At 32.0% G+C, this 22,069-nt stretch carries 15 protein-coding genes and 2 tRNA genes; 11 read left to right on the top strand and 6 right to left on the bottom strand.

Features of this window, described 5'->3' with window-relative positions:
• Positions 1-16 precede the first annotated feature (16 nt).
• Positions 17-562: a hypothetical protein gene (locus CLU82_RS14800; RefSeq protein ID WP_100843804.1), complete on the top strand. Its 546-nt coding sequence runs from the start codon at positions 17-19 to the stop codon at positions 560-562.
• Positions 563-694: 132 nt separating this feature from the next.
• Entirely contained in the window at positions 695-1,753 is a 1,059-nt protein-coding gene (locus CLU82_RS14795) for a nucleoid-associated protein (RefSeq protein WP_100843803.1), read from the top strand.
• Positions 1,754-2,229: 476 nt separating this feature from the next.
• Here the strand turns inward: CLU82_RS14795 and CLU82_RS14785 are convergent, their stop codons facing one another.
• Positions 2,230-3,297: a hypothetical protein gene (locus CLU82_RS14785; protein WP_100843801.1), complete on the bottom strand. Its 1,068-nt coding sequence runs from the start codon at positions 3,295-3,297 to the stop codon at positions 2,230-2,232.
• 367 nt (positions 3,298-3,664) lie between these two features.
• Between CLU82_RS14785 and CLU82_RS14780 the strand changes: the two genes are divergently transcribed.
• Genes CLU82_RS14780 through CLU82_RS14760 form a run of 5 tightly spaced genes read left to right on the top strand, consistent with a single transcriptional unit; the run spans position 3,665 to position 12,747 of the window.
• The gene (locus CLU82_RS14780; protein WP_100843800.1) at positions 3,665-4,561 is read left to right on the top strand and encodes an ABC transporter ATP-binding protein; all 897 of its coding nucleotides are present in this window, start codon (positions 3,665-3,667) and stop codon (positions 4,559-4,561) included.
• Between the two features lie 50 nt (positions 4,562-4,611).
• A complete protein-coding gene (locus tag CLU82_RS14775) occupies positions 4,612-5,448 on the top strand; it encodes an ABC transporter permease (protein WP_100843799.1) in 837 nt (278 codons plus the stop codon).
• A gap of 14 nt (positions 5,449-5,462) precedes the next feature.
• A complete protein-coding gene (locus CLU82_RS14770) occupies positions 5,463-7,796 on the top strand; it encodes a T9SS type B sorting domain-containing protein (RefSeq protein ID WP_100843798.1) in 2,334 nt (777 codons plus the stop codon).
• 18 nt (positions 7,797-7,814) lie between these two features.
• Positions 7,815-12,293, top strand: a complete 4,479-nt coding sequence (locus tag CLU82_RS14765) for a T9SS type B sorting domain-containing protein (protein WP_100843797.1) — start codon at positions 7,815-7,817, stop codon at positions 12,291-12,293.
• A gap of 34 nt (positions 12,294-12,327) precedes the next feature.
• The gene (locus CLU82_RS14760; protein ID WP_100843796.1) at positions 12,328-12,747 is read left to right on the top strand and encodes a DUF2141 domain-containing protein; all 420 of its coding nucleotides are present in this window, start codon (positions 12,328-12,330) and stop codon (positions 12,745-12,747) included.
• 219 nt (positions 12,748-12,966) lie between these two features.
• Here CLU82_RS14760 and typA read toward each other — a convergent pair whose 3' ends face one another.
• Positions 12,967-14,763, bottom strand: a complete 1,797-nt coding sequence (gene typA, locus CLU82_RS14755; protein ID WP_100843795.1) for a translational GTPase TypA — start codon at positions 14,761-14,763, stop codon at positions 12,967-12,969.
• Positions 14,764-14,936: 173 nt separating this feature from the next.
• On the opposite strand from typA, the gene CLU82_RS14750 reads away from it, so the two are divergent.
• Complete coding sequence (locus CLU82_RS14750) at positions 14,937-16,649, top strand: PAS domain-containing protein (protein ID WP_100843794.1); 1,713 nt, start codon at positions 14,937-14,939, stop codon at positions 16,647-16,649.
• A gap of 1 nt (position 16,650) precedes the next feature.
• A complete protein-coding gene (locus CLU82_RS14745; protein WP_100843793.1) occupies positions 16,651-17,034 on the top strand; it encodes a response regulator in 384 nt (127 codons plus the stop codon).
• Positions 17,035-17,132: 98 nt separating this feature from the next.
• Here CLU82_RS14745 and rpsT read toward each other — a convergent pair whose 3' ends face one another.
• The 4 genes from rpsT to proS all read right to left on the bottom strand — a co-directional run bounded on the left by rpsT (position 17,133) and on the right by proS (position 19,282).
• Positions 17,133-17,384, bottom strand: coding sequence for a 30S ribosomal protein S20 (rpsT, locus tag CLU82_RS14740; protein ID WP_100843792.1), 252 nt, complete (start codon positions 17,382-17,384; stop codon positions 17,133-17,135).
• 152 nt (positions 17,385-17,536) lie between these two features.
• Positions 17,537-17,608, bottom strand: a tRNA-Glu gene (locus CLU82_RS14735).
• Between the two features lie 46 nt (positions 17,609-17,654).
• A tRNA-Glu gene (locus tag CLU82_RS14730) sits at positions 17,655-17,726 on the bottom strand.
• A 77-nt stretch (positions 17,727-17,803) separates the two neighbouring features.
• Positions 17,804-19,282 (bottom strand): proline--tRNA ligase, encoded by a 1,479-nt coding sequence (gene proS, locus CLU82_RS14725; RefSeq protein ID WP_100845046.1) that lies wholly within the window; start codon positions 19,280-19,282, stop codon positions 17,804-17,806.
• Positions 19,283-19,384: 102 nt separating this feature from the next.
• Between proS and CLU82_RS14720 the strand changes: the two genes are divergently transcribed.
• Positions 19,385-20,353 carry a hypothetical protein gene (locus CLU82_RS14720; protein WP_100843791.1) on the top strand — a complete coding sequence of 323 codons (969 nt, stop codon included), beginning with the start codon at positions 19,385-19,387 and terminating at the stop codon, positions 20,351-20,353.
• Positions 20,354-20,399: 46 nt separating this feature from the next.
• Positions 20,400-22,004 carry an OmpP1/FadL family transporter gene (locus tag CLU82_RS14715; RefSeq protein ID WP_100843790.1) on the top strand — a complete coding sequence of 535 codons (1,605 nt, stop codon included), beginning with the start codon at positions 20,400-20,402 and terminating at the stop codon, positions 22,002-22,004.
• Positions 22,005-22,069: the final 65 nt, after the last annotated feature.

Genomic DNA, 22,069 nt, shown 5'->3' with positions numbered 1-22,069 from the left:
AATAAAAACAAAGATTATGGTTTATAAATTCAGAGTCATTCTAGATGCCGAAGAAGACATTTTTAGAGACATAGCAATACTTGCAGAAGACACTTTAGAAGATTTACACAATGCAATTTTCAATTCATTTGGTTTTGACGGAATGGAAGTAGCTTCATTCTACACTTGCGATGAAACTTGGAATCAGGAAGATGAAATTTCTATGTTTGATACTGGTGATGTTCCTGGCGAACAAAAAATCATGAGTGATTATGCATTATCTGATATATTAGACGAGGAAAATACCAAGATTATCTATGTCTATGATTTCATCAATATGTGGACTTTCTTAGTAGAATTGGCAGCTATTGAAGAGCAAGCTGTTGGAAATACATACCCTGAAACTATTTTCTCTCACGGAGAAATGCCAGATGAAGCTCTAGAAAAAAACTTTGAAGCTGAAGATAGTATGCACAATGATATCTATGGTGAGTTTGAAGACGATTTAGACGAAGATGACTTGGATATGTTTGAAGGAGACGATAGTTTTGAAGACTATGGTTTTGAAGAAAATTGGAACTAAAGCAAATAGCTTTTAGCATTTAGGAAAATAGAATAAAAATTAGCGGCAAGATTAAAGACAGAAGAAGTTAAACACAATTACTTTTCTCTTTCATCTTGCTTCTTTTATCTAATAAAATAAAAACTCAAAAATATGATCAATTTATACAACACGCACATTGAAACTTTAGCCATCCACCGTGTGGGAAACATGAGTCGCAACGAGCCTCTTTTTTTATCGGAAGAACCTTTTAAATTGAACGATGAAATTGTGCCTTTGATGAAGGAATTTTTCTTTAAATCATTCAAAGAAAAAGAAGAGAACTATTTTCAATTTGCACACGAAGTAGATTTAGACTACAATGATATGTTTAAATATGCTACGGAAATTTTTAGCAATCCAAATAGTTTACATGATGTTTCTAAAAAGATAACCAAACACCTTTTTGAACAATCAAATCATCCACACATCAAAAACGGTGAAGTATATGTAACGTATCTAACCAATTTGAGTATTGATAATAATGTTGTTGATGCTATTGGTATTTTCAAAAGTGAAATTCAATCTGACTTTTTACAGTTTGAAGAAAAAGAAACACAATTGGAAATGATTCTTCAACACGGAGTTAGTTTGAATAAACTAGACAAGGGGTGTTTGATTTTTAATTATAAAAAAGAAGAAGGGTATAAAATTCTATCTGTTGATAGTAATCGTTACGATGCCAGATATTGGTTGGAGCATTTCTTATCTGTAGATGCTTTTGAAGATGAAAATTTCATCACTAAAAAATACTTGAAATTTTGTCAAAACTTTGCCAAAGATGTTGTTTTCCCTGCTGAAGACAAAAAGGAAGAGGTAATGTTTATGAACCGTTCTGTCAATTATTTTGCTAAAAATGATCAATTTGAAGAAAGCAATTTCCTGAACGAAGTATTAGACAATCCTGATTTGATTCCTGAATTCAAAAATTACAAAATGGATAAAGGAGAAAAATACAGCATTGAAGATGTAACTTCTTTTCCAATTGCGAATGCTGCTGTAAGTGATGCTAGAAAATCTATAAAAAACGTTATTAATCTAGATACTAACATTCAAATAAAAATGGATTTCATCAATCCAGAAAGTGCTGAGAAATTTGTAGAAAAAGGTTGGGATGAAGAAAAACAAATGTATTACTACTTGGTTTATTTCAATAAAGAACAAAAATCTTAATCTTACTGGAATAATCTTTCAAACGTTAATTATTCAAAAAACACAATCCTCAATTACTTAGGTAATTGAGGATTTTTTTTAACAATAATTTATTAAGATGAAACAAATTATAATAAATTCGTAAGATTTAAACTTCTTTTTGGTTAAAAAAGCGCATTTAATCGGATTTATTTGAAAACTAAATCTTTTTATTATAAGTTTGCCAAAATATATAAATACCACACTATGAGCTTTTTATATTTTATGTCAAAATTTGTTGACAAAAAGACTGCATGTTCTATTTTTGGTCACAAGATAGTGACTGTCAGAAATGTAACAAACCATTTTAAAGAATATAAATGCACAGTCTGTCAAGTTGAATTAACAAATGATTTACAGAATAAAAAGAATTTGTTAACTCCAGAGTTAAAAGAAATAAATGAGACTTTAATCAATCATTTCAATAGAAAAAATCTTTCTTCTCTGTAATTTTTTCGTTAAAATCCTGGTTTGAATAAATTGGCGCTATTGAAGTTTCTAGAGACAAATTCAAATGCGGCACTTAAAACATTTCCCATCGATTTAGCGTTTTTAAAATTCATATCGTTTGTATAACGATATAATTCCTTTTTTAATTGATTAAGATTTTCTTCATTGGAAATATAGTCATTACCCATAATTTTCATTAGAATCTTAATTCTATTTTCGGCCGTGTGGATTCGTTTGGCCAGAGCAGATCGTTCTTCATTTTTATATTGTTCAATAGACCTGTCTTGAAGTTTTTCTTTAATATTTTTAATCATAGGATAATTTTCCTTGAAAAACTGAGGACGATATACTTTAAAATTACCTTCATAACATTGCTGATCAAAATCAATAGGTCGAATTTTAAAAACAATTTGATCAAAATCGTGAATCGGAATAACAACATAATTATACGATCTCATGTCTCCCAATAAGCGAATCATACAACGCTCATTAAACTTCACAAATTCTTTGGCAATCTGAGCCTTTTCGGTTTCGGTACATCTTGGCAAGAAAGTTTGCATAAAAACATCACCTGGAATTCCTGTAATATGTTCTTCTATCAAAGTGTCTTTAAACACTAAAAAATTGATTTTATAAGGTGATAATAAATGCTCCAATTCTAATCCATAGACTCTTGAAGCATCTGCTTTTTTAATATAAAAATAAGTGTAATTGTCATTCAGAATATTTCGCACTTTTATACGAAATGGCTTCGAATTTCCAAAAGTACAATAGTCAATTGCATCAACATTTAAGTACTGCAAAATTTCAGTATTACCATCTGAATACAATAATGAGTATACTTTCTTTAAATTTAAATCAATTTCTTCCCGTTCAAATTCATTGTAATACACTCTTATCCATAAAGTATCCTGATCCTTTTTATCAAAAACGTTAATTGAACCCGTGAATCGTAAAAGATCATCATAAATTACTGGTTCTTTTGATACAAGATCAAACCTTTCCAAATAATTTAAAAGTGCACTATTGATAGGGTAACATGGTTTTTTAAAAAACATTAAAGGTGCTTCACTCATTTCAGGTACATTTATTACAAATTTACATTAAAACCCTTGTTTATTCAAGGCTTTGACTTTATTAAAATCATAAAAACTTTCAATATAAATTATACAAAAAAATTCTCTTATTTATCGTCTATCTCCTTTTGCGTGAGGGATTGCAGTGGAGCTCTTTTTATATTTGGCGATTTTTCTTCGCCAAATATAAAAAAGCGGGAACGAAAAGCCCGACCCGTAGTTTTTACGGAGGGGCACGCCCATATATACTTTTACAAACTAACGAATAAACACTAAATATATGTGCTTTATAATTAAGGAATAAAAAAACTAACAACATGAGTAACAAAAAACAAACTAACTCGTCCTATACAAAAAACGATATACTTTGGAAACAATTCTTTCAATACATAACCTCAATAAGCGCTATGGTAGCCTTCAAGCTTTAAAAAATGTTTCATTAGAAATAACAAAAGGCAATGTTTATGGCATTCTAGGCCCTAATGGCAGTGGAAAATCAACTACTTTGGGTATTATTCTTAATGTTGTGAATAAAACTTCAGGTGAGTATAGTTGGTTTGGGGGCAATCTTCAAACACACGAAGCTTTGAAGAAAGTGGGAGCCATTATTGAAAGACCAAATTTTTATCCTTACATGACTGCTGAGCAAAACTTGCAATTGGTTTGTAAAATAAAAAATATAAACTATTCTAAAGTTGATGAAAAACTGGAATTAGTAGGTTTGACTGATAGAAAAAACAGCAAATTCAGCACATTTTCTTTGGGTATGAAACAACGTCTAGCGATTGCTTCTGCCTTACTAAATGATCCTGAGATTTTGATTCTTGACGAACCTACCAACGGATTGGACCCTCAAGGAATTCATCAGATTAGGGATATTATAAAACAAATTGCTGCCAAAGGAACTACCATTTTACTGGCTTCTCACCTATTAGACGAAGTAGAAAAAGTATGTTCGCATGTTTTGGTTTTAAGAAAAGGACAAGTTCTTTATTCAGGTCCTGTAGATGGAGTTTCGGCCAATGAAGGTTTCTTTGAATTACAAGCTGATGATACTGAATATTTAATCCGCGTTTTACAGTCACATCCTGCAGTTGATAAAGTAACAACAGCGGACACAAAAGTTTTGGTGTATTTAAAAAGCAAATTGGAATCTAAAGATTTAAATCAGTTTCTGTTTACGAATAATATTTGTTTGAGTCATTTGGTAAAACGTAAAAACAGTTTAGAAGAACAGTTTTTAGAATTAACCAAAAAACAATAATCATTTTAAAGTTGCTCTAAAGTCTGACTTCAAAAATTAAAATTAAAAACATGAAACGATTACTCTCTATAGAATTGCAAAAAATATGGTTAAACAAAGCTAGTCGCGTACTGACTTTAACTTACTTTATACTTCTTTCCTTTATTGCTTTGATAGCCTCTATCAATTTTAATATTGGCCCTATTAAATTTCAAATTGCTGAAATGGGTATTTTTAATTTCCCATATATCTGGCACTTTAACACCTATATAGCGGCAATTTTGAAACTCTTTTTGGCAATTATTATTGTCTCCATGATGGCAAACGAATATAGTTATGGAACCTTAAAACAAAACCTAATTGATGGTTTGAGCAAAAAGGAGTTTATACTTTCAAAATTTGTAACAATCGTATTGTTTTCACTATGTTCTACCGTTTTTGTTTTTATAATGACCTTAATTTTAGGGTTTAGTTTTTCATCTTATACAGAACTAAGCATTGTTTTCTCTGATTTAGATTATCTTCTAGCATTTTTTATAAAACTGGTTGGTTTCTTCTCGTTCTGCTTATTCTTAGGAATATTGGTAAAAAGATCAGCATTTGCTTTGGGGTTTCTTTTGGTTTGGAATGTAATAGAAGCTGTTGCTAAAGGTTTTTTAAACTTTCGTATTTTTCCAGAAGGCAAAATAGCTAGTTATATTACACAGTTTTTTCCTTTGGAAGCGATGTCAAATTTAATTGTTGAACCCTTTACCAGAACTAACTTTGTTAAATCTATTGGTACTCAAATGGGAGTCGAAAACATCAAAGATTACAGCGTACATTTTTCTGATATTGTAATAGTTTTATGCTGGACAGGGATGTTTTTATTCCTATCCTACAGGATCTTAAAAAACAGAGATTTATAGTATATTTGTATACTATGAATAGTATACAAAATATTTTATTTTTAGCAATCTACTTCATTACAACTGCAGCAACAGCCCAGTATATTACAGTAGACGACACCAAAACAGCTCAAGAATTAGTTGAAAATGTTTTGGTAAATAGTACATGCGCCAATGCTTCTGATTTTAAAGCTACTGGTGATTCTTATACTGTCGGACAAAATAGTTATGGCTATTTCAATGCGGGAAGCAGTAATTTCCCTCTAAAAGAAGGAGTAGTATTAAGCACTTCCAGTTGCAAAACAGCGATAGGCCCTTATGTAAGTAATGTAGGTGGCGGAAGTACATCTTGGCTTGGTGATAGCGATCTTAATCAAACATTAGGGATCAATAGTATCAATGCTACTGTACTTGAATTTGATTTTATTCCATTGACAAATTTTATTAGTTTTAATTATATTTTTGCTTCCAACGAATATCAATCCTATTATCCTTGCGAACATTCAGATGGTTTTGCTTTTTTGATTAAAGAAAAAGGAAGTACGGACAATTATAAAAACATTGCAGTTCTCCCTAACAGTACTACTACTGTTTCTTCTAAAAACGTACATCCTATAATAAATTCAGTTGTAGATCAATTTAATACTACTCATCCTGGTTGTCCAGCTATTAATGAAACTTATTTTAATGGTTTTAACACCAACACAAGCCCTATAAACTATAGTGGTCAAACTACAAAACTGAATGCTCAGGCAGATGTAATAGCTGGTGAAACTTACCACATAAAATTGGTTATCGCTGATGATGGTCCCCAGTATTATGACTCAGCCGTTTTTCTGGAAGCGGGAAGTTTTTCGGCAAAAATGGATTTAGGATCAGATCGTACCACTAACAACAGTGACCCTATTTGCTTTGGAGAAAACTATATTATTGATACCAAACTATCTACAGATTATGGATACGAATGGTTTAAAGATGGTTCAGTAACTCCAATTCCAGGAGAAATAAAACCATCACTTACGGTTACTAATACCGGAACTTACAAAGTAAAAGTTACTTTGCTACCATCCACTTGTACTGCCGAAGATCAAATACGAATTGAATATGCTCCTCAAATTGTATTAAATGATCAAAGCTTATATCAATGTGATGCTGATGCAGATGGTATTTCCATTTTTGATTTAACAAAGATGGATAACCTTATTAAAAACAATGATCTAAAACTAACAAAATTGGTGTATTATACTTCATTAGCGAATGCACAAGGAGAAATTAGTCCTATTTTAAATCCAAATTCTTTTAAAAACACAACAGTCAATCAAACTCTATATGCCCGAGTAAGTAACGAATTTGATTGTGTTAATTATGCAAAATTAAATTTAGCTATAGCTAATAACACTATCGCACTTCAAAATCCAATTGAAAGCTGTGACACAGATGCATTACAAGATGGAATAACCGAATTTGATTTAAATATAAAAGTTACCCCTCAAGTAATTAATGGATTACCGTCTGGATTAGTCGTTGAATATTATCCAACTCAAACCGATGCCATCGCTCAAAAGAATCAATTACCTAATCTATTCAGTAATACTGTTCCAAATCAGCAAATAATTTATGCTCGAATTGTAAATGGCCCAGATTGTTATGAAATCACACCAGAAACTCTTATTGTTCATACTTTTAATCCTCCAAATTTCGAAGAAGCAACTGCATTTTTATGTGATGGTACAAATGTAACTTTAACAGTAGATAGTGGCTTCGCAGACTATTTATGGAGTAATGGAGATAAAACCAATTCAACAACTGTGACAATGCTAGGTCAATATACAGTTACAGTTACAAATATAGAAAGCTGTCAAAAAACAAAAGAATACATTGTACAACCTTCTGGAATAGCTACAATAACCAATGTATCGGTTAGTGGCTTTGCAGGAGCCGAAAACACGGTTTCTATATCCTACACCGGTAATGGAAATTATGAATTTTCATTAGATGGGAATTCTTATCAAGACAGCTCTGTATTTAATGGTTTAGATGCAGGAACATATTGGGCAACCGTTAGAGACAAAAATGGATGTGGAACATCTACTCCATACAAAGTTTACATACTTGATTATCCTCGCTTTTTTACACCTAATAATGATAATTACAATGATACTTGGAAGATAAAAAATTTGGATGTTCTTCCAAAATCTTCCATAACAATCTTTGATCGCTATGGAAAATTATTAAAAGAATTAAGTGCTACAAGTAATGGATGGAATGGTACCTTTAATGGAAGAGAACTACCCGCAGATGATTATTGGTTTAGCATAACATTTGAAGATGGCAAAACCATAAAAGGTCATTTCACATTAAAAAGATAGCTCAAAAAATTATTACTAATGGTAAAAAAAATACATTTCATTTTTATTTTTTTGACAATAAACTGTTTTGCTCAATTTAGCAAAACTCACTATATTCCTCCATTAATTTCGGCAACAGGATTAGTAGAAGACCAATATTTATACATTTCAACACCAAGCCTTACTAATATAAGTTTTAAAATTATCGCCAATGGTGGAAATGTGATTTATGGAACTGTAAATAGTAATAATCCTTATCGGTATACTATTGGAACAGGTGATAATACTCAATTATTTACTCCAATAACAAAAACCGGAATAATAGCTAATAAAGGCTACATAATAGAAGCTGAGGATTTGATATATGTTAGTGTAAGAGTCAATGCAGGAGTAAATGAGATTGGAGGTTATAACCAGGCAGGAGGATTAGTTTCTAAAGGAAATAGTGCACTAGGAACCACCTTTAGATTAGGAGCTATGTTGAATCCTCTTCTGGATATAACATTATTAAATTTTGCTTCAATACTTGCCACCGAAAACGGAACCAAAGTTATCATTTCAAATCTTCAAAACGGAACCCGAATTTTAAACAGCCCAGCTATTTCAGGACCAATTACAATTACACTTAACAAAAATGAAAGTTATGTTCTAGCCTTACGAAATGATAATGTTAGCAGTGTTTCCAATAGTTCAAAAATAATTGGAGCTCTAGTATCTTCAGATAAACCTGTTGTAGTTAATTCAGGTTCATTTGGAGGAAGTAATAGTACCTTGATAATAACCGAAAACGGCACTAGTGGACCTCAAGGAAGAGATTTAGGTTTTGATCAAATTGTTTCTTTAGAAAAAACAGGAAAAGAATATATTTTTGTAAAAGGAGTGGGAACCGATGAATTGGAACGTGTTTTACTGATAGCCCATTCTGATCAAACTCAAATATTCCTTAATGGTAACACAATACCTTTCAAAACCCTAAATAATGGTGAATATATTGCTCTAGATGGAAGTCAATTCATCAACGGTAACATGTACATTAAAGCAACCAAAAATTTATTTGCTTATCAAAGTATTGGAGGATCGGATTTACCTGCTAACCAAAACTTGTTTTTTGTTCCTCCACTAAATTGTTCAACACCCAATTCTGTTGACAATATACCCCTAATTCAATCTATTGGAAACACCACTTTTACAGGCGTTTTGAATATTGTTACCGAATCAGGAGCAACTGTTTCATTAAACAATTCAGTAATTAAAGATTCACCTACTCCTATTACAGGAAACTCAAATTTCGTACTATATACTGTAAATAATTTGTCTGGAAATATAGCTGTCAAATCAAGTAAGCAAGTCTATGTTTCCTATTTTGGCACTAATGGAGCAGCAACTTATGGAGGTTATTATTCTGGTTTTGATTTAAAACCCGAAATTGTTTCTGGCAAAATCTCACTAGAAAATTCCGCCTGCATACCAAATGTATCTTTAAAAATAAATTCATTATCATCTTATGATACTTTCCAATGGTATAAAAATGACATTGAAATTTTATCGGCAACAAGCAATAGTTACACGCCAACACAACCTGGTTTTTATCAAGTAAAAGGAAGTATTTCGGGTTGCCTTAGTGATATTTTTTCAGATAAAATCCCTGTTAGCGAATGTCCAATAAATAATGATAATGATCTAACTAATGACAATATTGATATTGATTATGATAATGATGGAATATTAAATTGTAATGAATCATTTGGTAGTCAACCAATCAATAGTTTTAACCCAAATTCAGGCACAGTAACTAAAGGTACATATTCTAATTCCTTTTTGGGATCGATTACTAATTCTATTCCAGCCGCATCAACACCTTTTAAAGGAAATACAGATGGTAGTTTTGTAACCGAAGTCTTGGCTGGTAAAGGAGCCTCTGTTTCCTATAATTTAAATTTCGCAAAGCCAATAAATATTAGTTTAGAATATGTTTCGACTGCAAATTCAACCGATTTATTAAATACAAATTCAGAATACATTATCAATTCAGATATAGATAAAACCATAACTGTTTTAAATCCTACCAATCAATTATTAATAGACACCAATTATGACGGAATTTATGAAAGTGGAGTTACTCAATTTTCATCATTTGAAATTCGTTTTAGACTCAACGGAAATATACCATTAGCAGCGGGAATAGGGACTTTTTCATTTCAATCGTATCAAACCAAATCATTTAAAATCACTCATAAAAACCTGCTCGACACCGATGGAAACAAAGCAACTTTCAAACTTATCGCTACCTGTATTCCAATAGATAATGATAGCGATGGTATTCCCGATCAAATAGATTTAGACTCGGACAATGATGGTATTCTTGACAGTATAGAAAATCAAAAAGTTCCCAAACCATTATCAAACACTGATGCCAATATAAATGGATTAGATGATATTTTTGAACCACCTTCAAATCCAATCGATAGTGATAATGATGGGGTGACCAATTACCTTGATTTGGATAGTGATAATGATGGAATATATGATGTAGTTGAATCAGGAAGTAATGCATTAGATAATGATAAAGATGGAATCGTAGATACAACTGCTTTTGGAACTAATGGACTTGCTGATTCCTTAGAAACAAATCTTGACGATGGAACTCTAAACTATTCTGTTGCAGATACAGATGGCGACGGTATAAAAAATCAAACTGAAATAGATAGTGACGATGATTTCTGTAATGATATAATCGAAGCTGGATTTACAGATCCAAATTTTGATGGTCAACTAGGAATCATTCCCATTGTAGTAAATACAAACGGAATTGTAATCAGTAAAACAGACGGATACACAACTCCTAACAATAATTACGTTATAGCTGTTCCAATTCTTGTGACGACACAGCTTGAGAATCAATCCATTTGCGAATTACAAAATGCCACTTTTGCGATAGAATCTAATGCTGATGGTTTTAAATGGCAACTTTCTACTGACGATGGTAATAACTGGAACACTTTAACAAATAATACTATTTATTCAGGAACCAATACCAAATCATTACTTATTACTAAAGTCAGTCCCGCAATAAATGGCTATAAATATCGCGTACTATTAAACAAAAATAATAATGCCTGCGGGTTAAGTTCAGCCGTAGTAACCCTAACAATACTTTCTTTACCAGTATTAAATTCTCCAATTACAATTATACAGTGTGATGATGATACAGATGGTATTTCTAACTTCAACATAACCGAGAAAAATAGCTTTATTTCTGCGAATTATACAAACGAAACTTTTACATATTATACGTCTTCAACAGCTGCAAATACAAAAGATCTGACTGCAATTATTGCTAATCCTATTGCTTTTACAAGTGCAAATAATACTATTTGGACAAGAATCGAAAACTCAAATGGCTGCTTTAGTGTAGCAGAAATAAATTTAATTGTTTCTACTACACAAATCAACGCCTCGTTCAAAAGAACACTTGAAGTTTGTGATGATTTTATCGATATTGCAAATGACGACAAAGATGGTATAGCTACATTTGATTTTAGTTCCGTAAAAACTGATATCGAAAACTTACTCCCTACTCCTTCCTCAAATTACATCATAAAATTCTATGTCAATGAAACCGATGCTCTAGCAGAAACTAATGGCATTCAAAATCCTTCTAATTATAGAAATGTAACAACAAATCATCAAGACATTTGGGTACGAGTAGAGAGTAATTTAGACAATTCTTGCTTTGGATTAGGACCTTATATAACTCTTATAGTGAATCCAAAACCCAACATTGACACTAACCAGAACCAAAATAACAATGAATTAGTATGTTCAAATTTACCAAGTTTTTATGTTACTCTCAATGCTGGAATCATAGATAATACTCCAATTACTGACTACAATTATATTTGGACCAAAGATGGAATAACGCTTCCAAATGAAAACAATTATACTCTTGATGTTAACAAAGAAGGCATATACGAAGTAACAGTATTCAACCAAAAAGGTTGTGACAGAACCAGAAGTATTACTGTAACAGCTTCGGACATTGCCCATTTAAATTCGGTAACTATTTCAGATCTTTCCGATTTTAATACCGTGTCAGCAAACATTTCAGGCCAAGGAGATTATGTATATAGTATTGATTTACCTACTGGTCCTTTTCAGGAATCCAACTCTTTTGAGAATGTTTCACCTGGAATTCACGAACTTTATATTAGTGACAAAAACGGATGTGGGATTGTTAAAAAAACTATTGCGGTGCTTGGAATTCCAAAGTTTTTCACACCCAATAATGATGGTTATAATGATTATTGGAACATCAAGGGAGTAAATGAAACATTCAATGCAGGAGCAAAAATTTTTATTTACGATCGATATGGTAAATTAATAAAACAAATTTCTGCACTAAGCGATGGTTGGGATGGCACTTTTATAGGAAACCAAATGCCTAGTGATGATTATTGGTATAGTATAAAACTGGAAGATGGGCGCGAAGCAAAAGGTCATTTTAGTTTAAAAAGATAAAGTAATCAATTTTTAAAAATATAAATCAATAATCATGACAAAGCTTTTCTCCGTAATCTTATTATCAATTTGTAGTGTAGGGTATACTCAAAGCTCAAACCTAACTATCAATGTTTCGGGTTTAAAAAACAATACTGGATTACTAACTGCAGAACTGTACAATTCTAAAGAAAAATTTCTTAAAACATCATACAAAAAAGATTCCACCCCAATAAAATCAAATTCAGCTACTGTTATTTTTACTGATATTCCTAAAGGAGAATATACCGTTATGGTATATCACGATGAAAACAACAATGGAAAACTAGACAAAAACTTTATAGGTATGCCCAAAGAACCTGTTGCTTGTTCTAATAATGCCAAAGGATTTATGGGACCTCCAAAATATGAAGAAACAAAGTTTAAAATTATTACTGATTCGAAGATTAGTATCAAAATGAATGATGCACATTAAAGCTTTAACTAAAAATATAGCAGAAGTGAAGGCTTTTTTAAGTTAATATGAATTCTACTCTTCATTAAATATTTGCCTTTTTAAATAAAAACTATTTCTTAAGCAATTGAACTATCAGCGCTAAAGAAAAATATATTACTCTGCATTATTAAAATTAAATAGAGAAAAACAAAAAACCCATTCAAATGAATGGGTTTTTTTATAATAAAAATAAAAGAATTAGATTTTAAATCTTTTTCTATCAGTTTCTGTTAAATAAATTTTTCTTAAACGAATAGATTTTGGAGTTACCTCAACATACTCATCTTTTTGAATGTATTCTAATGCTTCCTCTAAAGAGAAAATGATTGGAGGAATAATTCTTGCTTTCTCATCATTTCCAGAAGAACGAACGTTAGATTGTTTTTTCTCTTTAGTTACGTTTACACACATATCGTCACCACGAGAGTTTTCTCCAATTACCTGACCTTCGTAAATTTCAGCATTTGGTTCAACGAAGAATTTACCACGATCTTGTAATTTATCGATAGAATAAGGAATAGCTTTTCCTTTTTCCATAGAAATTAATGAACCTTTGTTACGTCCAGCAATTTCTCCTTTGTAAGGCTCATATCCAATAAAACGGTGTGCCATAATAGCCTCACCAGCTGTAGCAGTAAGCAATTGGTTACGCAATCCAATAATTCCACGTGATGGAATGTTGAATTTTACAATCATACGTTCCCCTTTAGTTTCCATACTCAACATTTCTCCTTTACGCATGGTAACAAACTCTACCGCTCTTCCTGAAAGTGTTTCTGGCAAATCGATTGTTAATTCCTCAATAGGCTCACATTTTTTACCATCTATTTCTTTGATGATAACTTGTGGTTGACCGATTTGCAACTCATACCCTTCTCTTCTCATTGTTTCAATAAGAACAGATAAGTGAAGTACTCCACGACCAAAAACCATGAATTTATCAGCAGAATCAGTTTCACCTAACTTCATAGCTAAGTTTTTCTCTAATTCTTTTGTAAGTCTTTCTCTAATATGACGAGAAGTTACAAATTTACCTTCTTTACCAAAGAAAGGAGAGTCATTAATAGTAAATAACATACTCATTGTTGGCTCATCAATAGCAATAGATGCTAAACCTTCAGGATTTTCATGATCAGCGATAGTATCACCAATTTCAAAACCTTCAACACCAACAATAGCACAAATATCTCCAGCAATTACTTCTTGTACTTTTTTACGTCCAAGACCTTCAAAAGTATGTAATTCTTTAATTCTAGATTTTGTTACTGTACCATCTCTTTTAACCAAAGAAATTGGCATTCCTTCTTTCAAAACACCTCTTTCTAAACGACCAATAGCAATACGTCCTGTAAAAGCCGAGAAATCTAAAGATGTAATCAACATTTGAGGAGTACCCTCAGAAACTTTAGGAGCAGGTACATTTTCGATTACCATATCCAATAATGCTTCCACATTATCAGTTACGTTTTCCCAATGATCAGACATCCAGTTATTTTTTGCTGAACCATAAACTGTTGGAAAATCCAACTGCCATTCTTCAGCACCTAATTCAAACATTAAGTCAAAAACTTTTTCATGAACTTCTTCAGGAGTACAGTTTTCTTTATCAACTTTATTGATTACTACGCATGGTTTTAATCCTAAGTCAATCGCTTTTTGCAATACAAAACGCGTTTGTGGCATAGGTCCTTCAAAAGCATCTACCAAAAGACAAACTCCATCAGCCATATTTAATACACGCTCTACCTCTCCACCAAAATCGGCGTGACCAGGAGTGTCAATAATATTGATTTTTGTTCCTTTATAAGAAACAGAAACATTCTTTGAAGTAATTGTAATACCTCTTTCACGCTCTAAGTCGTTGTTATCAAGGATTAAGTCACCTGTATTCTCGTTATCACGAAATAACTGACAGTGATACATAATTTTATCAACCAAAGTTGTTTTACCGTGATCGACGTGGGCAATAATTGCAATGTTTCTAATAGCTTCCATCTGTGATTTTTAATGGGTGCAAAGGTACACTTTATTTTGATATAAAAAATATTTATGCAATAGTTTGCTATTTTGTTAACACATAGGTAATTAATAAAACATTAAATAAATTGTGTCAGAATTTATTTAAAATGAAGTTTTAAATTTTAACATTAAATAATTATATTTGATTAATGAAAAACAGAGCGAACCAAATAACCTTAGTCTATATAATTACTGCACTATTTATTGCTATCATTAGCTTTAAATTAGCAAAACATTATTCACCTTATTTAAATGCTTATAATTTTGGTTTTATTAAAGACATCCTTTTCATAACTATCACTGGACTACTCTTTAGATATGTTTTATACAAAAACGATAAAAAAAACACCGAAACATACAAAAAACTAAAACAAACTAATGACAAACTAAAAGAATCTAACGAAAAATATGATATTGTTGCAAAAGCAACTAGCGACACTATTTGGGATTGGAAAATACCCGAAGACAAACTCACTTGGAACAAAGGTATCAAAGGAATATATGGCTACAATCAAGACAAAGTAGGCAATACTTCAAAATGGTGGTTTGACAACATTCACCCAGAAGACAGTATAAAAATGTCTATTAAACTCTACTCTTTTCTCGAACAAAAAACAGAAAAATGGCAAGACCAATACCGATTCAAATGCGCAGATAATACCTATAAACATGTTTTAGATAGAGGCTTCATCTTAAAAGATGAAAACGGAAAAGCCATACGAATGATTGGTGCCATACAAGATATAACCAAACAAAAAGAAGAAGAAAATAGGCTAAAATTACTAGAAACAGTTTTTACTGAAGCCCGAGATTCAATTATAATTACCCAAGCAACTTCACATGACCAACAAATTCCTAAAATAGTTTATGCAAATCCTGCTTTCAGTAAAATGTCTGGCTACTCACACCCTGAAATTATAGGCAAATCACCTAATTTTTTCATGGGAAAAAATTCAGATGTTCATGAAATTTCCAAATTAACACAAGCTATAAAAAACAGGAATGAATGTTTTTCAGAAATTATACTCTACAAAAAAGATAATTCTGAATATTGGGTAAGTTTATCTCTCATACCTGTTTATAATCTCGAGCAAGACCTATCTCACTGGATCTCCATACAAAGAGACATCACAGAAGATAAAAAATTAGAAAAAGAAAAAGAAATACTCATTCGAGAATTAACCCGTAACAATAAAGATTTAAAACAATTTTCATACATCACCTCTCACAATTTAAGAGCTCCTTTATCAAATTTAACTGGTCTGTTAAATTTAATCGATGAAGCTACAATTGAAAGCGAAGATTTAAAAGAGATCATAAATGGTTTTACAATATCTACACATTTACTTAACGAAACCATCAATGATCTTGCCAAAGTAATCACCATAAAAGACAGTCCATCTATACAAAATGAAGAAGTACAAATACAAGATATTTTCAGAAATATTCTTAACCAACTAAATTTAAGAATCGAAACTATAAAACCAAAGTTAAACATCGACTACGGAAACGTTTCTAAAATAAGCACCAATAAAGCTTATCTTGAAAGCATCATACTCAATTTATTTACCAATTCTCTTAAATTCAGATCAAAAGACAGAGATTTAATTATAGATATTACTATTTCAGAAACAGATCATATTATTTCAATCAATTTCAAAGATAACGGTATCGGCATAGATTTAGAGAGACACAAAAATAAAATATTTGGTCTCTATCAAAGATTTCACGATTACCCAGACAGCAAAGGACTTGGCTTATTCTTAGTCAAATCACAAATAGAAACTATGGATGGTACAATAAGCATTCAAAGTGAAATCGAAAAAGGAACCGAATTTACACTAACACTTAAATCTTTTTAAAATGTTAGACTTAATTATGTGCATCGACGATGACCCAATTACATTAATGCTATTCAAAAAAGTAGTACAAAAAGCCTCATTCGCAAAAGAAATAATAAATGCTACTAACGGCAAAGAAGCGATTACTTTTATAAATAACATAACCAACGAAGAAACCAAACCTCAATTATTATTTTTAGACTTAAACATGCCTGTAATGGGTGGCTGGGAGTTTCTTGACTTATTCAACAACTCCAATTACTACAAATTAAATAACACCAAAGTCATAATCCTAACCTCAACAATAGATCCCGAGGATATCAAAAAATCAAAATCATACTCTAATGTTATTGAGTTTCTATCCAAACCGATCACCGTTGAAATGCTAAATTATTTAAAACCCTAAATCTAATTTCATTACTCCTTTTAAACAATAACACACATATATTATATAAAAAAAGCTCCTTTTTCAAGGAGCTTTTTTTATTATATAAATTATATTAATTACAATTTAGCAACATGTTTAGTTAACTTAGACTTCAAGTTTGAAGCTTTGTTATCATGAATGATATTTTTCTTTGCTAATTTATCAATCATAGATATTACAGTTGATAATTTTGCAGAAGCATCTGCTTTATCAGTAGCTATTCTTAATGCTTTGATAGCGTTACGAGTAGTTTTATGTTGGTATCTATTTAATACTCTTCTTTTTTCGTTGCTTCTAATTCTTTTTAAAGCTGACTTATGATTTGCCATTTTTTTTAATTTAATTGTAAGGTTATTAATACTTAGTTAAAAAAGAAAAACCTCCCACAATTATTATTTAATCACTTTGGTTTTAACTAATAAAACATAATTTCGAGACACTGAATTTGATGTTTTATAAAACTAATTTACAACTAATTTTGTAGTCCGTGGGGGAATCGAACCCCCCTTACCAGGATGAAAACCTGGCGTCCTAACCGATAGACGAACGGACCATTACCATTATTTTTTTTTAAAAATCTCTCAGGTAAATGAGATTTGTAGTCCGTGGGGGAATCGAACCCCCCTTACCAGGATGAAAACCTGGCGTCCTAACCGATAGACGAACGGACCGTGCTTCTCTAATGCGGATGCAAAGATACATCTATTTTTTGTTTGCGCAATAGCTAAGCAATTTTTTTTTTATTTTTTTAATATGCCTTAGCAAAAAGCACTCTTCCAACAGAAGGATTCCCAGTAAACACGCAGCTTCCCGCCTGTTCAACTCTATCTAAAGGAATACATCTTATGGTTGCTTTTGTCAATTCTTTAATCTTCTCTTCAGTAGCTGCTGTTCCATCCCAATGTGCTGAAACAAAGCCTCCTTCTCCATCTAAAATTGCTTTAAACTCATCAAAATTATTTACTTCAGTAATATGAGTATTTCTATAATTTAATGCTTTTTCGAATAAATCTTTTTGAATTTGCTCCAATAAATCGTCAATATAATTCACAATTCCATCTTTGAAAACAACTTCTTTTGTCAAAGTATCTCTTCTCGCTACTTCAAAAGTTCCATTTTCTAAATCTTTTGGACCAACAGCAATTCGAACTGGAACACCTTTTAATTCCCATTCAGCAAATTTAAATCCAGGTTTCTGAGTTGTTCTATCATCAAATTTTACTGAGATATTTAATTTTCTCAACGCTTTAACCAAAACATCTACTTCGGCTGAAATAGAAGCCAATTGTTCATCACTCTTATATATAGGAACAACAACAACTTGTATCGGAGCTAAATTAGGTGGCAATACCAATCCTTGATCATCAGAATGGGTCATTACTAATGCCCCCATCAATCGAGTAGATACACCCCATGAAGTTCCCCAAACGTGTTCTTGCTTACCTTCGGCATTCGCAAATTTCACATCAAAAGCTTTAGCAAAATTCTGTCCTAAAAAGTGTGATGTTCCAGCTTGCAAAGCCTTACCATCCTGCATCAAGGCTTCAATACAATAGGTTTCATCAGCACCTGCAAAACGCTCTGTTTCGGTTTTTAATCCTTTTACAACTGGAATAGCCATAAAATTCTCAACGAAATCAGCATAAACATTCATCATTTTCTCTGATTCTTCTATTGCTTCTGCTTTAGTCGCATGTGCAGTATGCCCTTCTTGCCATAAAAATTCAGCTGTTCGTAAGAACAATCGAGTTCTCATTTCCCAACGCACTACATTTGCCCATTGATTAATCAACAAAGGTAAATCTCTATATGACTGAACCCATCCTTTATAAGTAGACCAAATAATTGCTTCACTCGTAGGACGAACAATTAATTCCTCTTCCAGTTTCGCATTTGGATCAACCATTAATTTCCCTGGTCTATCAGGATCATTTTTTAATCTATAATGAGTTACAATTGCACATTCTTTTGCAAATCCTTCTGCATTCTTCTCTTCTGCTTCAAACATACTTTTGGGAACAAACAAAGGAAAATAAGCATTTTGATGTCCTGTTTCTTTAAACATTCTATCGAGTTCAGCTTGCATTTTTTCCCATATAGCATACCCATAAGGCTTTATTACCATACAACCTCTAACCCCTGAGTTCTCTGCTAAATCGGCCTTAACAACCAACTCATTGTACCATTTTGAATAATCTTCTGCTCTTGTCGTTAGGTTCTTGCTCATTTTGAATAATTTGGCATAATATTTGTTTCTTAATAATTTAACTAAATAATTACGCAAAACTAACTAATTTTGTATTGTCCAACAATAAAATAATCTACCGAAATGAAAACAAATGCATTAATTACACAGAAAACATCACTTTATTTCCTAATAGGATTTTTGAGTTTGATAATAACATCTTGTGGTTCTTACCAAAACAGTTCCTACTATGATAGTGACGGCATTTATAGCACAAATGGAGATAAAGTTGTTATAAAGGACAATAAACCTACTCCCGCATCAATTCAATATAAAGAATACTTTAATTCATTACAGAACACAGCTGCTTCTGGCGAAATATTTACTGACGTAAATAGCTATAGCAACGACTATAACACAGAAAACGATTCTATACAAGCACCACCTACTGGATATGCTTCGTGGGGTAGTTCCCCGCAAGAAACAACCGTTACTGTCTATCCAGATAGCTATTGGTCTATAGGATTTGGATGGGGCTACCCATACTATGGCTACGGCTATGGTTATCCATATTACGGATGGGGCTACCCATATTATGGATACGGATATCCAGGTTATGGCTGGGGATATCCAGGATACGGATACCCTGGTTGTGGATATAGTTATGCAACACCTTATGCTTACAATTATGGCAGAAGAGGTTCCTCTTATAGTGGATATAATACTAACAGATATTACAACAACAATAGAGTAACTGCTTACAACAGAAATAGTGTTAGTAGCAGAAGTTTTACTAATAGAAACAGTGTTTACAACAACAATTCCTACAATAGAAATAGGACTAACAATATTGTAAACAGACAAGCTCCTACTTTTACAAACAGAAATAACTATTCTACCAATTCTACATCTAGAAACTACAACCAAAGTCAATCTAGAAGTAATTACACCCAAAACAGAGCCAACACCTCTAGCCAAAACTACCAAAGGTCCAGCTATACACCAAGCAATAATTCGTACAGAAGTAGTGGAAGTGGTATGTCAAGCGGAGGTGGCAGAATGTCATCTGGTGGAGGTGGTGGTAGAACGTCTGGAGGAGGCGGTAGAAGATAAAAAATCTTAATCCAGAAATTTACTAACCAACCATAAGCTCAAACCCATGAAAAAGAACTTCTTGTTATTTTTAATAGTAGGATTGACATTCTATACAGCACACTCACAAGAAATGAAAGATGCGATGCGTTATGCTCAAAGCGACTTGCAGGGAACAGCCCGTTTTACTGCAATGAGTGGTGCTTTTGGTGCATTAGGCGGAGATTTGTCATCTATAAATGTAAACCCTGCCGGATCTGCTGTTTTTAACAATAACCAATTTGCTACAACAATGGGGAATTATGACATACATAATGACTCCAATTATTTCAGAACTTCTACTTCATCGGGAGAGAATAGCTTTGATATTAATCAAGCAGGTGGTGTTTTTGTTTTTAAAACTAAAAACCCTAACAATAATTTAAAAAAGTTTTCGATGTCTATCAATTACGAAAACACTAACAATTATGATAACTCATTATTTTCAGCAGGAACAAGTCCTATTAATTCAGTCGCTAATTATTTTTTAAGTTATGCTAATTATGGAAACAATGGAGCCCCAGTACCTCTAGAGCTTGTAACCCGTCAAGAAGGAGAATCTATAAGCGACTTATATTACTATCTAGGAAGTACCCTACCAACTCCTCTAAATGGCAAATACCCACACTTATCCGGATTTGCGGCACAACAAGCTATGTTAGCGTATTACGAACAAGGCTTTATTATCGATGCAGTAGATCTAGACAATCCAAACAGCAACTATGTATCTACAGTTCGCTCTGGTGGAAATTATCATCAAGAAAACAGTGTTTACTCAAATGGCTATAACGGAAAACTAATTTTCAATAGCGCTATACAATACAAAGACTTCTTATATATTGGATTGAATCTGAACTCACATTTTACAGATTATGTACAAAACACTAACTTTTACGAATCCAACAACAACACCCCTTTAGATTTAAATTATGAAGTTCAAAGTTTAAATTTTTCAAATAGCCTACATACTTACGGCTCAGGATTTTCTTTTCAATTAGGAACTATTGCGAAGTTAACTAAGGACATTAGAGTCGGTTTATCCTATGAATCACCGACATGGTACAATATGACAGATCAGTTATCACAAAGATTATCTTCTATCAGATCTAATAATACAAATTCATTACCACCAGATGTTGCTGATCCTTTTCTAATTAATTACTATGCTCCTTATGACTTACGTACTCCCGGAAGCTTTATAGGAAGTTTCGCTTATGTTTTTGGTAAAACAGGATTATTTAGCGTGGATTACAAATACAAAGATTATAGTCAAACGCAATATAATAGTTCTACTAATAATTCTTATTATATCGGAGTCAATAATGCATTATATAATGCATTAGGCAGCTCAAACGAAATAAGAATTGGTGCCGAATATAGAATACAAAATTTAAAACTAAGAGGCGGTTATCGTTTTGAAGGAAGCCCTTATAATGACTCTGTAACCATAGGCGATTTGAATAGTTTTTCGGGTGGTTTAGGATATAATTTTGGCTTTATAAAACTTGATTTCTCTTATGTACATGCTCACAACACATCTCAAGAACAGTTTTTCTCACAAGGATTTACAGAAAGAGCTCAAATAAATATATACAAAAATAATTACACAATGACTTTTACATTTGAAATGTAAAAACAAAGAACAAGTTTACAAGCAAAAAACCATTTTTGAATTTTTTCAAAGATGGTTTTTTTATG

This window comes from Flavobacterium sp. 5, from assembly GCF_002813295.1.
In the GTDB taxonomy this organism is placed as follows: domain Bacteria; phylum Bacteroidota; class Bacteroidia; order Flavobacteriales; family Flavobacteriaceae; genus Flavobacterium.
Note: the sequence above shows the minus strand (reverse complement) of the source record. Positions and strands in the feature narration are given on the sequence as shown.

What these genes read in the sequence shown, in the direction of transcription:
- CLU82_RS14795 (WP_100843803.1), top strand. Translation starts at nt 695, where the DNA reads ATGATCAATTTATACAACACGCACATTGAAACTTTAGCCATCCACCGT.
- CLU82_RS14775 (WP_100843799.1), top strand. Translation starts at nt 4,612, where the DNA reads ATGAAACGATTACTCTCTATAGAATTGCAAAAAATATGGTTAAACAAA.
- proS (WP_100845046.1), bottom strand. Translation starts at nt 19,282, where the DNA reads ATGAGCAAGAACCTAACGACAAGAGCAGAAGATTATTCAAAATGGTAC.
- CLU82_RS14745 (WP_100843793.1), top strand. Translation starts at nt 16,651, where the DNA reads ATGTTAGACTTAATTATGTGCATCGACGATGACCCAATTACATTAATG.
- CLU82_RS14765 (WP_100843797.1), top strand. Translation starts at nt 7,815, where the DNA reads ATGGTAAAAAAAATACATTTCATTTTTATTTTTTTGACAATAAACTGT.
- CLU82_RS14750 (WP_100843794.1), top strand. Translation starts at nt 14,937, where the DNA reads ATGAAAAACAGAGCGAACCAAATAACCTTAGTCTATATAATTACTGCA.
- CLU82_RS14770 (WP_100843798.1), top strand. Translation starts at nt 5,463, where the DNA reads ATGAATAGTATACAAAATATTTTATTTTTAGCAATCTACTTCATTACA.
- CLU82_RS14720 (WP_100843791.1), top strand. Translation starts at nt 19,385, where the DNA reads ATGAAAACAAATGCATTAATTACACAGAAAACATCACTTTATTTCCTA.
- rpsT (WP_100843792.1), bottom strand. Translation starts at nt 17,384, where the DNA reads ATGGCAAATCATAAGTCAGCTTTAAAAAGAATTAGAAGCAACGAAAAA.
- CLU82_RS14800 (WP_100843804.1), top strand. Translation starts at nt 17, where the DNA reads ATGGTTTATAAATTCAGAGTCATTCTAGATGCCGAAGAAGACATTTTT.
- typA (WP_100843795.1), bottom strand. Translation starts at nt 14,763, where the DNA reads ATGGAAGCTATTAGAAACATTGCAATTATTGCCCACGTCGATCACGGT.
- CLU82_RS14760 (WP_100843796.1), top strand. Translation starts at nt 12,328, where the DNA reads ATGACAAAGCTTTTCTCCGTAATCTTATTATCAATTTGTAGTGTAGGG.
- CLU82_RS14785 (WP_100843801.1), bottom strand. Translation starts at nt 3,297, where the DNA reads ATGAGTGAAGCACCTTTAATGTTTTTTAAAAAACCATGTTACCCTATC.
- CLU82_RS14715 (WP_100843790.1), top strand. Translation starts at nt 20,400, where the DNA reads ATGAAAAAGAACTTCTTGTTATTTTTAATAGTAGGATTGACATTCTAT.